The sequence below is a fragment of the Streptomyces sp. AM 2-1-1 genome (genome assembly GCF_029167645.1).
In the GTDB taxonomy this organism is placed as follows: Bacteria; Actinomycetota; Actinomycetes; order Streptomycetales; family Streptomycetaceae; genus Streptomyces.
This window is the reverse complement of sequence record NZ_CP119147.1, coordinates 5,936,184-5,951,233: the sequence shown is the minus strand read 5'-3', so window position 1 is coordinate 5,951,233 and position 15,050 is coordinate 5,936,184. Positions and strand designations below refer to the sequence as shown.

At 73.5% G+C, this 15,050-nt stretch carries 15 protein-coding genes and 1 tRNA gene; 7 read left to right on the top strand and 9 right to left on the bottom strand.

What is annotated here, in order from left to right; genetic code table 11:
* Positions 1-87: 87 nt before the first annotated feature.
* Entirely contained in the window at positions 88-1,071 is a 984-nt protein-coding gene (locus PZB77_RS25925; protein WP_275495036.1) for an aldo/keto reductase, read from the top strand.
* The gene (locus PZB77_RS25920; protein WP_275495035.1) at positions 1,068-3,365 is read left to right on the top strand and encodes a helix-hairpin-helix domain-containing protein; all 2,298 of its coding nucleotides are present in this window, start codon (positions 1,068-1,070) and stop codon (positions 3,363-3,365) included. Before PZB77_RS25925 ends, PZB77_RS25920 begins: the two co-directional genes overlap by 4 nt.
* Before the next feature lie 126 nt (positions 3,366-3,491).
* On the opposite strand, the gene PZB77_RS25915 is transcribed toward PZB77_RS25920, so the two are convergent.
* A complete protein-coding gene (locus tag PZB77_RS25915; protein ID WP_275495034.1) occupies positions 3,492-4,181 on the bottom strand; it encodes a hypothetical protein in 690 nt (229 codons plus the stop codon).
* A 47-nt stretch (positions 4,182-4,228) separates the two neighbouring features.
* Here PZB77_RS25915 and PZB77_RS25910 point away from each other — a divergent pair, with 47 nt between their 5' ends.
* The gene (locus PZB77_RS25910; protein WP_275495033.1) at positions 4,229-4,417 is read left to right on the top strand and encodes a DUF5703 family protein; all 189 of its coding nucleotides are present in this window, start codon (positions 4,229-4,231) and stop codon (positions 4,415-4,417) included.
* 233 nt (positions 4,418-4,650) lie between these two features.
* Here PZB77_RS25910 and PZB77_RS25905 read toward each other — a convergent pair whose 3' ends face one another.
* The 3 genes from PZB77_RS25905 to PZB77_RS25895 form a co-directional block, all read right to left on the bottom strand.
* Positions 4,651-5,406 (bottom strand): chaplin, encoded by a 756-nt coding sequence (locus PZB77_RS25905; RefSeq protein WP_275495032.1) that lies wholly within the window; start codon positions 5,404-5,406, stop codon positions 4,651-4,653.
* A gap of 140 nt (positions 5,407-5,546) precedes the next feature.
* Positions 5,547-5,780: a chaplin ChpH gene (chpH, locus tag PZB77_RS25900; protein WP_275495031.1), complete on the bottom strand. Its 234-nt coding sequence runs from the start codon at positions 5,778-5,780 to the stop codon at positions 5,547-5,549.
* A gap of 170 nt (positions 5,781-5,950) precedes the next feature.
* Positions 5,951-7,294, bottom strand: coding sequence for a M20/M25/M40 family metallo-hydrolase (locus PZB77_RS25895; RefSeq protein WP_275495030.1), 1,344 nt, complete (start codon positions 7,292-7,294; stop codon positions 5,951-5,953).
* 233 nt (positions 7,295-7,527) lie between these two features.
* Here PZB77_RS25895 and PZB77_RS25890 point away from each other — a divergent pair.
* Positions 7,528-7,615: transfer RNA gene (locus tag PZB77_RS25890), tRNA-Leu, on the top strand.
* Positions 7,616-7,813: 198 nt separating this feature from the next.
* A complete protein-coding gene (locus tag PZB77_RS25885) occupies positions 7,814-8,758 on the top strand; it encodes an RluA family pseudouridine synthase (protein ID WP_275495029.1) in 945 nt (314 codons plus the stop codon).
* Positions 8,759-8,780: 22 nt separating this feature from the next.
* On the opposite strand, the gene PZB77_RS25880 is transcribed toward PZB77_RS25885, so the two are convergent.
* From PZB77_RS25880 to PZB77_RS25870, 3 genes are all read right to left on the bottom strand, one after another.
* Positions 8,781-9,410 carry an MBL fold metallo-hydrolase gene (locus PZB77_RS25880; protein ID WP_275495028.1) on the bottom strand — a complete coding sequence of 210 codons (630 nt, stop codon included), beginning with the start codon at positions 9,408-9,410 and terminating at the stop codon, positions 8,781-8,783.
* The gene (locus tag PZB77_RS25875; RefSeq protein ID WP_275495027.1) at positions 9,410-10,495 is read right to left on the bottom strand and encodes an S-(hydroxymethyl)mycothiol dehydrogenase; all 1,086 of its coding nucleotides are present in this window, start codon (positions 10,493-10,495) and stop codon (positions 9,410-9,412) included. Before PZB77_RS25875 ends, PZB77_RS25880 begins: the two co-directional genes overlap by 1 nt.
* Positions 10,496-10,614: 119 nt before the next feature.
* Entirely contained in the window at positions 10,615-11,316 is a 702-nt protein-coding gene (locus PZB77_RS25870) for an FCD domain-containing protein (protein ID WP_275495026.1), read from the bottom strand.
* Between the two features lie 248 nt (positions 11,317-11,564).
* Here PZB77_RS25870 and PZB77_RS25865 point away from each other — a divergent pair, with 248 nt between their 5' ends.
* Together PZB77_RS25865 and PZB77_RS25860 are read left to right on the top strand one after the other, a co-directional pair.
* Positions 11,565-12,074 carry a gluconokinase gene (locus tag PZB77_RS25865; protein ID WP_275495025.1) on the top strand — a complete coding sequence of 170 codons (510 nt, stop codon included), beginning with the start codon at positions 11,565-11,567 and terminating at the stop codon, positions 12,072-12,074.
* 12 nt (positions 12,075-12,086) lie between these two features.
* Positions 12,087-13,484 carry a gluconate:H+ symporter gene (locus PZB77_RS25860; protein WP_275495024.1) on the top strand — a complete coding sequence of 466 codons (1,398 nt, stop codon included), beginning with the start codon at positions 12,087-12,089 and terminating at the stop codon, positions 13,482-13,484.
* Positions 13,485-13,584: 100 nt separating this feature from the next.
* On the opposite strand, the gene PZB77_RS25855 is transcribed toward PZB77_RS25860, so the two are convergent.
* On the bottom strand, positions 13,585-14,265 hold the full coding sequence (locus PZB77_RS25855) for a cytochrome b/b6 domain-containing protein (protein WP_275495023.1): 681 nt from the start codon (positions 14,263-14,265) through the stop codon (positions 13,585-13,587).
* Positions 14,207-14,980: a molybdopterin-dependent oxidoreductase gene (locus tag PZB77_RS25850; RefSeq protein WP_275495022.1), complete on the bottom strand. Its 774-nt coding sequence runs from the start codon at positions 14,978-14,980 to the stop codon at positions 14,207-14,209. The genes PZB77_RS25855 and PZB77_RS25850 overlap by 59 nt, the downstream gene beginning before the upstream one ends.
* Positions 14,981-15,050: the final 70 nt, after the last annotated feature.

Sequence of the window (15,050 nt, the reverse complement as noted above, 5' to 3'; positions counted from 1 at the left end):
GGGGCGCCGTCCGGGAGGGCCGGGGCGGCCGTGCGGTTGTCCACAGGCTTCCCCGCCGCGTGGGCCCGGACAGTACTCTCAGCGCCCATGGAGCAGAGGCATCTCGGCCGTACCGGCCTCCGTGTGTCCCGGATCGGGCTCGGCACCCTCACCTGGGGCCGGGACACCGACGAGCACGACGCAGCCGACCAGCTGAAGACCTTCTGGGACGCGGGCGGCACTCTGGTCGACACCGCCGACGCCTACGGGGGCGGGGAGGCGGAGTACATGCTCGGGCGGCTCCTGGGCGGGCTGGTACCCCGGGAGGACCTCGTGGTGGCCACCAAGGCGGGCAGCGTGCGCGATCCGTACCGCAGGTTCAACGGCTCGCGCGGACATCTGCTCGCCGCGCTGGACGCGTCGCTGGAGCGGCTGGGCACGGAGTACGTCGATCTGTGGCAGGTGCACGCCTTCGATCCGGTGACTCCGCTGGAGGAGACGCTCCAGACGCTCGACCTGGCGGTCTCCTCCGGCCGGGTGCGGTACGCCGGAGTGTCCAACTTCTGCGGCTGGCAGCTGGCCAAGGCGGCGACCTGGCAGCTGGCGGCCCCCGGGGTCCGCACCCGGCTGGCGAGTACGCAGATGGAGTACTCCCTGCTCCAGCGCGGCGTGGAGCGCGAGGTGCTGCCCGCCGCGCTCGACCTCGGGGTGGGGCTGCTGCCCTCGTCCCCGCTGGGGCGCGGGGTCCTGACCGGCAAGTACCGCTCGGGCACGCCGTCCGGTTCGCGTGGGGCCTCCGAGCAGCTGGCGCCGTTCGTGGAGCCGTATCTCGACGACGCGGCCGGCCGCATCGTCGAGGCGGTCGCCACCGCGGCGGACGGGCTGGCCACCACCCCGTTGCGGGTCGCGCTCGCCTGGGTGCGCGACCGGCCGGGAGTGGCCGCCCCCGTCATCGGCGCGCGCAACGCGCAGCAGCTCACCGAGGCCCTGTCGGTGGAGGCGCTTACGCTTCCTGACGAGATCTGCCAGGCGCTCGACGACGTGTCGGCGCCCGTGCACCGCTATCCCGACCAGGACTGGAGCACGCTGTGACTGCGCTTTCCCGAGGGGACTCGCCGGGCCGCCCCGCCCAGGACCCCGCGGACCCCGAGGACCGCCCACAGGAGCCCGCGGAAGACCGCTCGGCCCTGCCCGAGGACACCGGATCCGTGGGTTCCGGTGACGCGGCGGCCACACCCGGGGAGTCGTCGGACGAGGAGCCCGGGGACAAGGAGAGCGGGGACGGCGAGACCGCCGACGCCACCGGCACCGCTGACGCCGGGGACGCCCCCGCCGTCTCGGAGGCGCAGGCCGAGCTCGCCGCCCAGCGTGAGCTGCGCCGGCGCATCGAGCAGCGGAAGGCCGGGAAGGAAGGTCCGATCGCCGCGGGGACGGGGCTGAGCGGCACGGCCGCCGACCTGCTCGCCGCGGTCCGGGCGGTGGAGAGCGGCGAGAAGACCGCCTCCGCGTTCTACGGCGCGGGCACCGCCCCCGCGCCGCGACCGGCCGCCCCCGCGCCCGACCGCCCCCGCCCGCCCCAGCCCTCCGCCCTCGCCGCTCCGGCGCCGCAGGAGGCGCCCGAGGAGGCCGTGGAAGCGGTGCGGGAGGTACTGGCCGGGGCGGGCGCCCCCGCGGCCCTCGCGTCCGGGGCCGTCCGGATTCTGGGCGAGCGGGCGGCCCGGGTACTGCGGACCGATCCCTGGCAGCTGCTGGCCGTCCCCGGGGTGCGCCCCGAGCAGGCGGACGGGTTCGCCCGGTCCCTGCTGGGACCGGAGTGCGGTCCCGACGACGGGCGCCGGACCGCCGCACTGGTGGGATGGCTGCTGGAACAGGCCGCCGTACGCGGCCACACGGCCCTGGACGCCGAGACGGTGCGCACCGCCCTGGCCGGCCACGGGGTGAGCGACCCGGAGACGGCCGTCGACGACGCCGTGGCCGACGGGGTAGCGCTGCTCTTCGAGGAGGGCGTGGACCCGGCCGGCGCCGAGGACGGCGCCGCGGAGGAGTACGCGGACGGGGAGGACGCCGACGAGGGCGCCGGCAGCGGGGGATCCGGCGAGGAGGAGTCCGGTCCCGTTCTGCTCGGGCTCGACCGGTACGCCCTGGCCGAGGAGAGCCTCGCGGACGGTCTTGGCCGGCTGGCCGACGCGTGCGAGAAGGGCGCCGACTGGGGCGGTGCCGCCTCGGCCGCTCCCTCGCCGTCGGCCGCCGAGCTGATCCGCGCGGTCGCCGGGGCGGGACTCGTCGTCCACGCCGGCGGCGAGGCGGCCCGCGCGGAGCCGGCCGCCCTGCTGTCGGCCGCCCGCGGGCTGGGTCTGCGGGCTCTGGGCGCCACGCACAGCGCCGACGGCCGCCGCCGGCTGGCGGCCGCGGTGGGGGACCCCGCCGCGGCCGTCACCCTGGCCGGGCTGCTCTCCGGTGCCGAGGGACCGGGCCGGGACGAGGAGGGAGCCCTCGCCCTCGACCTGCTGGTGGTGCTGGACGCCCCGCAGCTGGACGTGGAGACGGGGGCCGCCCTGGTGGAGTCCCTCGCGGACGGCACCCGGCTGGCGCTGAGCGGTGACCCCGGGGTGCTGGGTTCGGCCGGAGCGGGCCGGGTCTTCGGCGATGTGCTCGCCGCCCGCGCCTGCCCGCAGGTGGTCTCCCGCACGCCCGACCCGGGGCCCATCGGTGAGCTGGTCTCCGGCATCGGCATCGGCGAGCTGAACCAGGTCGGGGCGCCGGGCAAGGAGGTGGTGATCGTTCCGGTGCGGGACGCGGGCGAGGCGGTGCACCGCACCGTGCAGCTGGTCGCCGACTCCGTACCGCGCGCGTTCGGCATCACGCCGGCGGAGACCCGGGTGATCACCGTGGGCCACGGCGGTTCGGCGGGCACCCGGGCGCTGAACGCCGCACTCAAGGAGCGTCTCAACCCCGGCCCCGGCCGGTTCGGCGGCTTCGACCCGGGCGACCTGGTGGTCCACGTGCCCGCACCGGGCCGGGCCGTGTCCGGAGTCGTCGTGTCGGCGGATGCCGAGGGGCTGCGGCTGGAGTGCGAGGGCGCTCCCGTCGTCGTACCGCAGGACCGGGTGGTCTCGGAGGTCCGGCACGGCTGGGCGCTCAGCGCCCATCAGGCCGCGGGGACGCGCTGGCCGGCCGCGGTCGTGGTGCTCCCCGGCGACGCGGCGAAGGGGCTCAGCCGGCCGTGGGTGTACACCGCCTTCGGCCGCGGCGAGCGCCATCTCTCCGTGGTGCACGGGGTGGACCAGGCGCTGCCCCGGGCGGTGGCCGGGATCCCGGCGCAGGAGCGCACCACCCGGCTGCGTGCCCTGCTGGAGGCCCTGCCGACGCCCGGCGCGTCCTCCTGAGGGCCGCACAGGGCCGGGCTGCCGGGGCCCCGGGGCTCAGGCTCACGGGAGGGTCCCGGACAGGCCGGTGGCCCGGTGCGTGGTGCACCGGGCCACCGGACCCTTCCCAGCGGGCGGAGGGCGTCGTCAGGCCCCGTGCGCCGGGAGGCCGTCCAGGTCCACGTCGGGGCCCGCGATCAGTTCGTCGTCCCCGTCGTCCAGGTCCTCGTCGAAGACCGCGCTGACGTCGAAGCGGCAGACCACCAGCTCGGGGTCCACGTCGTCGAAGGGCGAGCCGAGCCACTCCCCCGGTTCCCCGGCTTCCTCGGCGGCGGCCACCCAGAGCGTGGAGTCCCCCTCCTCGAGACCGAACTCCTCGTGCCGGGAGGCGATCTCGTCGGGCTCGTACTCCCCGAAGAGCACGCCGAGCGCCGCGTGGACGCTCGCCCCGACGACCGCGGCGTGGCGGCTGTCGAGGTCGTCCGGGTCGGCGTCCGCGAGCCGCTGCGCCTGGGCGAGCAGCCGCTGCGGTTCCGCCACCGCGTAATCGCGCCGGATCAGCACACTGAGGGCGGCCGGCTCGGCCGGACCGGCGTAAGGGGGCAGCGAGTCGTCCGCACCCGGGATCTCGAAGGGGGTGACCTCGTCGTGGCGCTCGTAGAGGAGTTCGTCGTAGACCTCGGCGGCGGCCGCCAGAGCGTTGAACGCTTCGTACACGGCGGGGTCCTCGTCCCCGCTACGGCGTTCGACCGCGTCGAGGTGACGGTCGATCGCGGCTTTGACCGCTTCGGCGGCGGCACGTACCTCGGCAGCGGTGGGCTGCGCAGCATCAGACATGAGGCAGACGCTATCCGTACCGGGGCTCTGCCCGCACAATAGATGCGATGCCGGAATACGAATTTGTCGACGTGTACGTGCCGCGCGGGGTCTCCCGCAAGGATGCGGCCCGACTTCTGACCGACCATGCCGAGTACGGGCACTGGGAGCTGGAACGGCTGACGCTCCGCCACGACGGCAGCCGCAGGGTGCGGCTGCGGAGACGGATCATCCGCCAGCTCCGGGCCACCTGGTGACGCACGGAGCGGGCCCCGCGACCGCGGGACCCGCTCCTCCACCCCGTGCACGGCACCCGGCCGGCCGGGAGGGCTCGGGCGTGTCCGGCCCGCGGCCCGACGACCGGACCGCGGCCGTCTCGCGCGCCCCGGCCCCGTCCGGACGGCCCCCTCCCCTGCGTGGCGAGGGACGCGCGCGGCGTGCCGAGGGCCGCCGGGAGGGTCACGGATGACCCTCCCCGCAGGTCACAGCATCACGCCGCGATCTGCGAGCGGCGGTAGAACACCGCTCCGGCACCGGCGAGCAGCATGCCCGCGCCGGCCGGGATCAGCAGGCCGAGGTCACCGGCACCGGTCTCCGCGAGCTGCTCACCGGGCGGGGTGTGCACCTCCGGGGCGGGCGGCTCGTGGGCCGGCGGAGCGACGGGCTCCTCGGGCGTGACCGGCGGAACCTCCGGCACGACGGGCGGCGGCACGTAGGCGGCGTCGTTGACGCAGTCGTTGCCGAAGACCGGGTTGAGCAGGCCCACCACGTCCACGGAGTTGCCGCAGACGTTGACCGGGACGTCCACCGGCGCCTGGACGCTGTTGCCGGAGAGGATGCCGGGTGAGCCCTGCGCGACCGATTCCGCGGTGGCGCCGGTGCCGCCGGTGGCCCTCGGGGAGTCGGTGGCGCGGTGCCTGCCGGTCCCGGAGCCGGCCGTACCGCCCTGGTGCGCCGAGGTGTCTCCGGCGCCGGCGTGCGAGGAGCCGTCCGACGCGCCCTGGGACACGTTCGCGCAGCTGTTTCCGAACGCCGGGTTGAGCAGACCGATGACGTCCACGGAGTTTCCGCACACGTTGACCGGAACGTCGATCGGAATCTGGATGGTGTTCCCCGATGCCACGCCCGGGGAATTCGTGGCGGCGGCCGCCGCTCCGGAATCGGCGTGCGCGTAGCCCCCACCGAGTGCGAGCACTCCGCCCGCCGCCGCCATGGTGATCAGGCCTTTACGAGTGACCTGTCGCATAGGTTCTTTTCCTGCCTTCTGCACTTCCGAAATACCCCCGGACACGACCGTGCGAGGGCCGAATGCCGGTCGGCCCCGGAGCGCATGGCGCGCGCTCCGGGGCCGACCGGGCTCAAACCCTCACGGGTTGACGCACGACGTCACGCGTTGACGCAGGTGTTGCCGAAGGCCGGGTTCAGGAGCCCGATCACGTTGATCGTGTTGCCGCACACGTTCACCGGAACGTGGACGGGGACCTGAATGACGTTGCCCGAGATGACACCGGGGCTGCCGACGGCGGCACCCTGGGCGCCCGCGTCGGCGACGGCCATGCCGGCGCCCGCGAGTACGAGTCCGCCGGTGACAGCCGCAGCGGCGGCAATCTTCTTGATCATTGTTCCTCCTCGTTGGAAATGCGGTCCCAGCCGCGGACCGCATCACCTGTAACGAGGAGGAATTCCGGGGGCTACGAGCCCAACCCCCCTTTCACTCTTTCCAGTGAGGTGCAAACAGGTGGGCGAATAGGCCGTACCGAGGCAGGCGGCCGGAGGCGCGCACCCCTCGCTCAGCTGTGGTCGATGAAACGGTCCAGCACCCTCACGCCGAACTGCAGGCCGTCCACCGGGACGCGCTCGTCCACGCCGTGGAACATGCCGGCGAAGTCCAGCTCCGGCGGCAGCTTCAGCGGGGCGAAGCCGAATCCCCGGATACCCAGGTCGTCGAAGGACTTGGCGTCCGTACCGGCCGACAGCATGTACGGCACGGCCCGCGCGATCGGATCCTCGGCCACCAGGGCCTTCTGCATGGCGTCCACGAGGGCGCCGTCGAAGGTCGTCTCCAGCGCCTTGTCCGTGTGGACGTCCTCGCGCCGCACGTTCGGGCCGAGGATCCGGTCGATGTCGGCCAGGAACTCCTCCTCGTACCCCGGCAGGAAACGGGCGTCCACGTGGGCGGTCGCCTCGCCGGGGATGACGTTGACCTTGTAGCCCGCGCCGAGCTGGGTGGGGTTGGCGGTGTTGCGCAGGGAAGCCCCGATGAGTTTGGCGATGCCGCCCAGCTTGGCGAGCGTCTCGTCCATGTTCTCCGGGTCCAGCTCGGTGCCCAGGGCGTCCGAGAGCTCGTCCAGGAAGTGGCGCAGGGTCTTGGTGACCCGGACCGGGAACTGGTGGCGCCCCAGCCGGCCGACCGCCTCGGAGAGTTCCGTGATGGCGTTGTCCTTGTGGATCATCGAACCGTGCCCGGCGGTGCCGTCCACGGTCAGCTTCATCCAGTGCATGCCCTTCTGGGCCGTCTCGACGAGGTAGAGGCGCAGCTGCTCGTTGACGGTGAGGGAGAAGCCGCCGACCTCGCTGATCGCCTCGGTGACACCCTCGAAGAGTCCCGGGTGCTTGTCGACGAGGTAGCGGGCGCCGTAGGTGCCGCCGGCCTCCTCGTCCGCGAGGAACGCCAGCACGATGTCGCGCGGGGGCTTGCGGCCGCTGCGCATCCGCTCGCGGACGACCGCCAGCGTCATGGCGTCCATGTCCTTCATGTCGACCGCGCCACGCCCCCAGACGCAGCCGTCCGCGATCTCTCCGGAGAACGGGTCGTGGGTCCAGTCGGCCGCGTTGGCCGGGACGACGTCCGTGTGCCCGTGGATGAGCAGCGCGGGCCGGGAGGGGTCCTCGCCCTCGATCCGGGCCACGGTCGACGCACGCCCCTTGTGCGATTCGAAGATCTGCGGTTCCAGCCCGACCTCGGCGAGTTTCTCCGCGACGTACTCCGCGGCGAGCCGCTCGCCGGGGCCGGAGTGGTCCCCGTAGTTGCTGGTGTCGATCCGGATCAGCTCACGGCAGAGGTCCACGACCTCGTTCTCCGCGTTGCCGGCCTTGCCGGACGGACCTGCCTGGGAGGCGCTGCTCTCGCTCACACTGCTTCCTTCCACTGTCACGGTGGTGCTCCCCTCCATCCTCCCGCGCCCGCCCCGCGCGGCCCAAGGCCGTCCCCCACGACGACACGCTCCCGTCACACGGGGTGGGGGCCGGAGCCGGGGGCCGGAGCCGGGGGCCCTCCGGGGGGTGATCGAGCACCCCCGGATGTTTGCTATTGTTTTCCACGTCGGAACAGGACGGGAACAGCGGCCCCGGGAACGACAGACACCTTGTCCGGGTGGCGGAATGGCAGACGCGCTAGCTTGAGGTGCTAGTGCCCTTTATCGGGCGTGGGGGTTCAAGTCCCCCCTCGGACACCAGCGAAAGACCCCAGTCGATCTGGGGTCTTTCTGCGTTGGGGCCGGGGGTCGCCCTCTTCCCGGTCGCCGCCGTTGCCACCGCCCTTGCCTTTGCCCTTGCCGACCGAAGGGAACCCCCATGTCCGCCCCCGCGTCCACCGGCCCGCGGTCCCCGCGGCCGGCCGGGACCGCCGCTCCATGCCGCCGCCGGGCCCTGCGGTGAGGGGCCGGCGTCGGCGTGGGGCGGCCGCCGCGCCGCTCCCCCAGCGCGAGGGCGTCGATCCCGTGCGGGTACGGCTGCCCGCCGACCCGGAGGGGGCCTGGGCGACCGTGGGCGACCATCTGCGGGAGCGGTTCGGGGCCGCCGTGGGGGCGGCACGGGTGGCGGCCATGCTGGACGAGGGCCGGTTCGTCGGCGCGGACGGGCGGGCGGTGGCGGGCGACCTGCCGTACGCGTCGGGACTCGGTCTCTGGTTCCACCGGGACTTCGCGCCGGAGGAGCCGGTGCCGTTCCCGGTCGGGGTGGTCCACCGGGACGAGCACGTGGTGATCGCCGACAAGCCGCACTTCCTCGCCACCACTCCGCGCGGCCGGCACGTGACCCAGACGGCCGTGGCGCGGCTCCGGCACGAGCTGGAGCTGCCGCACCTCCAGCCCGCGCACCGGCTGGACCGGCTGACGGCGGGCCTGGTGCTCTTCGTGGTCCGTCCCGGGGAGCGCGGCGCGTACCAGACGCTCTTCCGCGACCGGCTGGTGCGCAAGGAGTACGAGGCGGTCGCCCCGTACGACCCGGCTCTGGCGCTCCCCCGGACCGTGCGGAGCCGGATCGTGAAGGACCGCGGGGTGGTGGCGGCGCGGGAGGAGCCGGGCGAGCCGAACAGCGAGAGCCGGGTGGAGCTGCTGGAGCACCGGGACGGGCTGGGGCGCTACCGGCTGCTTCCCACCACCGGACGCACCCACCAGCTGCGGCTGCACATGAGCGCCTTGGGGCTCCCCCTGGTCAACGACCCGCTCTATCCGGTGGTCGAGCCGGAGAGTGCGCCGGACGACTGGTCGCGTCCGCTGCAACTCCTCGCGCGGGTCCTGGAGTTCACCGATCCGGTCACGGGTGAGCCGCGCCGCTTCAGGAGCGGGCTGCGGCTCTCCGCGTGGCCGGACCGGTGAGCGGGACGGGCGTCCGCGGCGGTCAGTGACCGCGCGCGATCCACTCGTCCAGGTGCGGGGCCTCCGCGCCGATGGTGGTGGCGCCGCCGTGACCGGTGCGCACCGTGGTGTCCGCCGGGAGGGCGAGGAGCCGGTCCCGGATCGAGCCGACGATGGTCGGGAAGTCCGAGAACGAGCGGCCGGTGGCGCCGGGCCCGCCCTGGAAGAGGGTGTCCCCGGTGAAGACCGTGGCCAGTTCGGGGGCGTAGAGGCAGACCGCGCCGGGCGCGTGGCCCGGGGTGTGCAGGACGGTCAGCCGGACGCCCGCGACCTCGATCTCCTGGCCGTCCGCCAGGTCGCCGTCCGGCGCGCGGTCGGGATGGGTCTGCTGCCACAGGGGCAGGTCGGCCGGGTGCAGCAGGACCGGGGCGCCGGTGGCGTCGGCGAGGGCGGGAGCCGCGTCGACGTGGTCGTTGTGCGCGTGGGTGGAGACGATGGCGCGAAGCGTGCGTCCGCCGAGGGCGGCGAGGATGGCGTCGGCGTCGTGGGCCGCGTCGATGACGATCGCCTCGTGGTCGTCGCCGACGATCCAGACGTTGTTGTCGACCTCCCATTCACCGCCGTCGAGCGCGAAGGTGCCGGAGGTGACCAGGTGGTCGATGCGGGCGGCCATCAGAAGACCACCACCGAGCGCAGGACGTCGCCGTCGTGCATGCGCTCGAAGGCGCGCTCGACGTCGCCGAGGCCGACGGTCTCGGTGACGAACGCGCCGAGGTCGATGCGGCCCTGCTGGTGCAGGTCGACGAGCATGGGGAAGTCGCGGGAGGGCAGGCAGTCGCCGTACCAGGAGGACTTCAGCGAGCCGCCGCGGCCGAACACGTCGAGGAGGGGGAGTTCGAGGCGCATCTCGGGGGTGGGGACGCCGACCAGGACGACGGTGCCGGCCAGGTCGCGGGCGTAGAAAGCCTGCTCGTACGTCTCGGGGCGGCCGACCGCCTCGATGACGACGTCGGCGCCGTTGCCGCCGGTGAGGGCGCGGATCGCCTCGACCGGGTCCTCGGTGCGGGAGTTGACGGTGTGGGTGGCACCCATCTTCTTCGCCGTCTCCAGCTTGCGGTCGTCGACGTCCACGGCGATGATCTTCGCCGCACCCGCGAGCCGCGCGCCCATGACGGCGGCGTCTCCGACGCCGCCGCAGCCGATGACCGCGACCAAGTCGCCGCGGCCGACCTCACCGGTGTTGATGGCGGCGCCGATGCCCGCCATGACTCCGCAGCCGAGCAGGCCGGCGACGGCCGGGGAGACCGCGGGGTCCACCTTGGTGCACTGCCCGGAGGCGACGAGGGTCTTCTCCGCGAACGCGCCGATCCCGAGCGCCGGGGAGAGCTCGGTGCCGTCGAGCAGCGTCATCCTCTGCTTCGCGTTGTGGGTGTCGAAGCAGTACCAGGGGCGCCCGCGCAGACAGGCGCGGCACTGGCCGCAGACGGCCCGCCAGTTGAGGATGACGAAGTCGCCGGGGGCGACGTCCGTGACGCCCTCGCCGACCGACTCCACCACACCCGCCGCCTCGTGGCCGAGGAGGAAGGGGAACTCGTCGTTGATGCCGCCCTGCTTGTAGTGCAGGTCGGTGTGGCAGACACCGCACGCCTGGATCTTCACCACGGCCTCGCCGGGACCCGGGTCCGGGATCACGATCGTCTCGACCCGTACCGGCTCGTTCTTCCCCGGTGCGACGACGCCTTGCACCTGCTGCGGCATACCCTGGCTCCTTCTGTGTGACGGCCCCGCGCCCCTGCGACGTCCGACCGCCGTCCGATGATCGAACGCCGACCACGGTACGCGGTGCGAGGGGGGCCCACGCAGACCCGGGCGGGCGTTCAGGGCGCGAGTACGTCGAGTTCCTCCAGGGCGCCGAACGCGATCGCGCGGGTGAGCCGCTCGGCGGCCTCCGCGTCGCCCTCGCGCACCGCCTCGGCGACCTTCACGTGCAGGGTGACGGCGGCCGGGTCGGGGTCCTCGAACATCACCTGGTGGTGCGTGCGGCCCGCCAGGACCTCGGCGACCACGTCCCCCAGCCGGGCGAACATCTCATTGCCCGAGGCGTTCAGCACGACCCGGTGGAAGGCGACGTCGTGGCGGAGGTACTCCTCCAGCCGCTGGCCGCGCGAGGTCTCGACCATCCCGAGCGCGCACGCGGTGAGGGCCGCGCACTGGGCCGGGGTGGCGTACCGCGCGGCGAGCGAGGCGGCCACCGGTTCGACGGCCGACCGCAGGACGGTCAGCGAGCGGAGCTGGCGCGGCCGGTCGGCGCCGGCCAGCCGCCAGCGGATGACCCGGGGGTCGAAGACGTTCCACGCCTCGGTGGGGCGCACGGTCACCCCGACCCGGCGCCGGGACTCCACCAGGTGCATGGACTCCAGGACGCGGACCACCTCGCGGACCACCGTGCGGGAGACCTCGAAGCGCTGGGCGATCTCGTCGGTGCGCAGCACGTCGCCCGGTCGGCGCTCGCCCGAGGTGATCTCCAGACCGAGGGCGTCCAGCACCTGCGTGTGGAGCCCCGGGCTCGTGGTGGTCATGGGGCAAGAGTACGGGGCGATTTGGGGACACTGCGGGCGGCCTTCGGCGGGGAGCGGCCCGGGGCGGTGTGACGTGCGGGGGCCGGGGAAGGCGCCGGATGCCGGCGCCGGTCCGACGGATCGGAGGGATCGGACGGACTCCAGAGGTCATTAAGTACGACGTTTATGTCACAAGGACTTGAATAAGTACGACCTAATGCGTTTCAGTAGCGCGACGGACCGATGTCGAAGAAGACAGCGAGGCACCAATGAGCACCCCCCACGTCGTCGTGGTGATGGGCGTGGCAGGGACCGGCAAGACCACGATCGGCCCCCTGCTCGCCACCGCACTGGGCGTCCCGTACGCCGAGGGCGACGACTTCCACCCCGAGGCGAACATCGCCAAGATGGCCGCCGGTACCCCGCTGGACGACGCGGACCGCCTGCCCTGGCTGGACTCCATCGGGAAGTGGGCGCACGGCCGGGCCGGGCTCGGCGGCGTCGTCGCCTGTTCCGCGCTCAAGCGCGCCTACCGCGACCGTCTGCGGGCCGAGGCCCCGGACGCCGTCTTCCTGCACCTGACCGGAGACCGCGCCCTCATCGAGGGGCGCATGTCCGCGCGCCAGGGCCACTTCATGCCGACCGCGCTGCTCGACTCGCAGTTCGCCACCCTCCAGCCGCTGGAGGCGGACGAGGCGGGCGTCGAGGTCGACGTGGCCGGCACCCCCCAAGAGATCACCGACCGGGCCGTCGCCGCGCTGCGCCGGCTCGCGAGTTAAGGACCCCTCACCGTGACCAGTCTCAGCGTCGAGACGCTGGCAGCGGACGCCGTCGAACCCATCACCTCCGCGGGCAACGCGCAGTTGGGGATCGCCGTCCTCGCCGGCATCGCCGTCATCGTCCTGCTCATCACCACGCTCAAGCTCCACGCCTTCCTGGCGCTGACCATCGGCTCGCTGGCGCTCGGCTCCTTCGCGGGAGCGCCCCTGGAGAAGACGATCGCCAGCTTCACGGCGGGTCTCGGCTCCACCGTCGCGGGCGTCGGCGTCCTCATCGCCCTGGGCGCGATCCTCGGCAAGCTGCTCGCCGACTCCGGCGGCGCGGACCAGATCGTGGACACCATCCTCGCGAGGGCGAGCGGACGGGCGATGCCCTGGGCGATGGTGCTGATCGCCTCCATCGTCGGTCTGCCGCTCTTCTTCGAGGTCGGCATCGTGCTGCTGATCCCGGTGGTGCTGCTCGTCGCCAAGCGCGGCAACTACTCCCTGATGCGGATCGGCATCCCGGCGCTCGCCGGGCTCTCCGTGATGCACGGGCTGATACCCCCGCACCCCGGCCCGCTCGTCGCGATCGACGCGATCGATGCGAACCTCGGGGTCACCCTCGCCCTCGGCGTGGTCGTCGCCATTCCCACCGTGATCATCGCCGGACCGCTCTTCTCCCGGTACGCCGCCCGCTGGGTGGACATCAAGGCGCCCGAGCGCATGGTCCCCGAGCGCGCCTCCGAGGAGCTGGAGCGCCGCCCGAGCTTCGGCGCGACGCTGGCCACCGTGCTGCTGCCGGTCGTCCTGATGCTGGCGAAGGCCCTGGTCGACATCGTCGTGGACGACCCGGAGAACGGCGTCCAGAAGGTCACGGACGTCATCGGCTCCCCGCTGATCGCGCTGCTCGCCGCCGTGATCGTCGCCATGTTCACGCTGGGCCGGGCCGCCGGGTTCACCAAGGACCGGCTGGCCGGCACCGTCGAGAAGTCGCTCGCCCCGATCGCGGGCGTGCTGCTGATCGTCGGCGCGGGCGGCGGCTTCAAGCAGACGCTCATCGACTCCGGCGTGGGCCGGATGATCCTGGAGTTCTCCGAGGACTGGTCGATCCCGGCGCTGCTGCTCGGCTGGCTGATCGCGGTCGGCATCCGTCTCGCGACCGGTTCGGCGACGGTGGCGACCATCTCGGCGGCCGGTCTGGTCGCCCCCCTGGCGGCCGACATGTCGACCGCGCACGCCGCGCTGCTGGTCCTCGCGGTCGGTGCCGGCTCGCTCTTCTTCAGCCACGTCAACGACGCGGGATTCTGGCTGGTGAAGGAGTACTTCGGGATGGATATCGGTCAGACGGTCAAGACCTGGTCGGTGATGGAGACCATCATCTCCGTCTGCTCGCTGGCCTTCATCCTGCTCCTCTCCCTGGTGTTGTAGCCGGACACCCCTCTCCCCGGTGTCGTGAGGAGCCACCTGGGGGAGCCACCTCTCCCTGGTGCGGTGGGAGCCACGCGGGGTGCCTGACGGCCCCCGGCCCCTACTCCCCCTCGGAGTCCCGCCAGAGCGGATGCTCCCGGCGGGCCCACAGGCGCTCGACCGATCCGGTCCGCATGCCCCGGCGTGCCTCCGGATCGGCGAGCGCCTTCGTGATGTGTCCGGCCACCACCAGCCCGACGGCGAGCGCCAGCCAGTCGTGGACGAAGGTGGCGCCGGTACGCAGCACCAGCGGCGACAGCCCGGTGAACCACATGAGCAGCCCTGTGCCGAGCATCACCAGCAGGGCCCCGGCGATCCACGCCGCCCAGAGCTTCTGGCCCGCGTTGAACTTCCCCGCCGGGCGGGACGCGGGCCGGTGGTCGCGCCGGCGCGCCGCCCGCAGCCACTGCCGGTCGTGCGGCGCGAACCGGTTGAGCCGCGACAGGTCCGCGCGCAGCGCCCGGGAGCCGAGTCCGGCCAGCAGCGGCAGGGGCACCAGCAGTCCGGACCACTGGTGGACGGTCACCACCAGGCGCCGCCGCCCGACGAGCTGGGCCAGCTCGGGCACGTAGAGGAAGGCGGCCGTCGCCACGCAGACGAGCGTGAGCCAGGCGGTGGTCCGGTGCACCCAGCGTTCGGCGGGGCTGAAGCGGAGCCGCCGCACCGGTGCCTTCGCGGCCGGCTCAGACGGTGGGGGCGTCGTCGCGGCCGTTGGACCGTCCGACCCAGGCGTCGACGTCATAGCCGAGTTCCTCCCAGTAACCGGGGCGCACGGAGTCGGTGACGGTGATCCCGGAGAGCCATTTCGCCGACTTGTAGAAGTACATGGGGGCCACGTAGAGCCGGACCGGGCCGCCGTGCGCGTGCGAGAGGGGTGCGTCCCGCATCCGCAGCGCCGCCATCACGTCGGGGCGCCGGGCCTGTTCGAGGGTGAGGCTCTCGGTGTACGTGCCGTCGAAGCAGGTGAAGCGGACCGCCTTCGCCCCGGGGCGTACGCCGGCCGCGTCCAGCAGCGCGGAGAGCCGCACCCCCTCGAAGGGGGTCTCGGGCACCCGCCAGCCGGTGACGCACTGGACGTCGCGGACCGTGCGCGTCTGCGGGAGCGCGGCGAGCGCGTCCAGGGTGTACGAGGCCGGCCGGTCGACCAGGCCGTCGACGGTGAGGCGGTAATCGGCGGCGCTCTTCTCCTGGACGGAGGCGGCGACCGAGTAGTAGCGGAACCCCCCTCCCGCGGGGAGCAGGCCGGTCAGGCCGGTCGGGTCCTTGGCCGCCAGCGCCTCCACCCCCGCCGAGACGGCGCGCTGGAGCACCGGTGCGGCGACCACCGCGGCGGCGCCGAGCCCCAGCATGGACAGCACGAGCCGCCGCCCGACCGGGGCGCCCCCGGTGCCGGGCGGGGCGGCGGCGTCCTCCGCCTCGTACGCGTGAGCGGGGGGTTCGGACGGTTGGGGGTTCACCCCTTCATTGGACCATCCGGCGCCCGGTCGTTCCGTCACGCGGAGGTCAAGAACGGCCCGGCGCCGACAG